Annotated in this window: 1 protein-coding gene and 1 pseudogene; both read left to right on the top strand. The window is 73.5% G+C overall.

All coding sequences use genetic code 11. The features are described from left to right. Positions 1 to 818 (top strand): annotated as a pseudogene (locus NBZ85_RS30795) (hypothetical protein); the annotation flags it as partial. Between the two features lie 50 nt (positions 819 to 868). Next, positions 869 to 1,654, top strand: a complete 786-nt coding sequence (locus NBZ85_RS30790; protein ID WP_261553697.1) for a glycoside hydrolase family 16 protein — start codon at positions 869 to 871, stop codon at positions 1,652 to 1,654. The last annotated feature ends 229 nt before the right edge of the window (positions 1,655 to 1,883 follow it).

Here is a 1,883-nt window from a genome sequence, read left to right as displayed (position 1 = left end):
GCGGTGGGCTGGCCGGCCAGCCCACCGCCGGCCAGCCCACCGCCGGCCAGCCCGGTGCGGGCCAGCCCGGTGCGGGCCAGCCCGGTGCGGGCCAGCTCGGTGTCGGTGGGTCCGCTGCGGCGGCGCTGCAGCCGTCGGAGGATCCCGCCCGCCCGGCGGCCTCCGGTGCCGGCGTGACCGACCCGGCGTTCGTGTACCGGGAGGCGGGGCCGGAGCTGCTGCGTGCGGTGCGGCGGGCCCGCGCCCGGGGGCCGGCGGGCCCGTCGACGGCCGCCACCATGTTCGCCGCCGCCTGGTCGGCCGCCGCGAAGGCGGGCCTACCGGAGCCGGCCCCCGGGCTGTGGGTGCTGTTCGACGTGCGGCGCTACCTGCCGGGGCCCTCCGGTGCGCTGGGCAACTTCGCCACCGGCGTCTACCTCGAACCAGCCGACCCGGGTGACCCGGGCGCCGTCACCGAGGCGATCCGGGCGGTGCTCGCCGATGGGCGGCCGGTGGCGACGATGGCCGTCTCCGCGGCCAAGCAGCTCGTGCCGCCCGCGCCACCCCCTACTTCCGGGACACCCGCACCGACACTCGCCGTCAGCTTTCTCACCCGCAACACCGGGTTCGAATCGCTGCCATGGCATCCTGACGCCAACGGTCGCATCCTCGCACTTGCCTCGACCCCTGGTGGCCCGAGCGGAATCACCGTGACGATGGTCGACGTTGCCGAATCGCTGCACGTGAGCATCAGCTTCGACGGCGCGGTCTATGACCGGAAGGCGGTCGTCGCGATGGCGGAGCTTCTGTGCACGGATCTCATGAACTTGGTGCGGTGAGCCGGTCAGCACGCGCGGGTGACCGCCAAAAACCTTCGTGGCGGCGTCCCGTGCGGTCCGGTCGGCTTCGGGGCGGTGCGGCCGCCGGCCGGCTCCTGCTCGTCGCCGGTCTCGTGGCCGCGGTCGGCTCGGCCGCGTCCGCGGCCGGCAGCGACGGGACCCGGTGGGGAGCGCCGGTGGAGACCGACGATTTCAACGGTTCCGCGGTGGAGGCGTCGAAGTGGTTCGTCTACGACAGTCCGACGGGCAGCTTTCCACGGGTGCCGTCCGCGGTGACCGTGGCTGATGGCTCCCTACGTATCACCGGTGGTCACGGAAGTGCGGGCCGGGACGTCTCCGGTGGGCTGTCCAGCCTGCTGCACCAGCAGTACGGCCGCTGGGAGGCCCGGTTCCGGGTCGACCCGGGCGCCGGCTACTCCGCCGTCGTGCTCCTGTGGCCGCAGTCCCAGAAGTGGCCGGACGACGGCGAGATCGACATGATCGAGGTGCAGGACGGCACCCGCGGCAGCGCGACGATGGCCGTCCACAACGGGGCGAAGAACGACACCCTGAGCACGCTGACCGCGCTCACCGCCGACTTCACCGCCTGGCACACCGTCGCCGTCGAATGGCTGCCGGGCCGGCTGTCCTACTACCTCGACGGACGCAACGTCTTCACGGTGCTGCCCGCCCGCACCCAGAACGGCGCCGCGACCATCCCGAGCACCTCGCCGATGCATATGGCGCTCCAGCTCGACACCGGCTGCCACGACGGCATCCCCTGTCGGGACGCCAACACGGCCGCCCAGGTCTCGATGTACGTCGACTGGGTCCGGGCGTACGCCTACGGCGGCTGACCCGCCGTGGCGGCCACGATCGCGGGCTGGATCGGGCTGGATCGGGCTTGGCGGGGGTGGTCGGGGTAGCCCGGATTGCCGTCCGGTGAACGTTGTCACGGACCGTACTCGTGGGGGCGAGGCCGTCACCCGACGGGGCCACCGAGGGCCTAAGGTGGGCGTGGTGACATCGCCCGCGAACCCGGATCCGCAGCCCACCGGGCCTAGCCCCGCGGGGCCGAGCCCCACC

The organism is Frankia tisae (assembly GCF_025403405.1).
In the GTDB taxonomy this organism is placed as follows: Bacteria; Actinomycetota; Actinomycetes; order Frankiales; family Frankiaceae; genus Frankia; species Frankia tisai.
The sequence above is the reverse complement of the archived record's forward strand: the minus strand, read 5'-3'. Positions and strand labels throughout refer to the sequence as shown.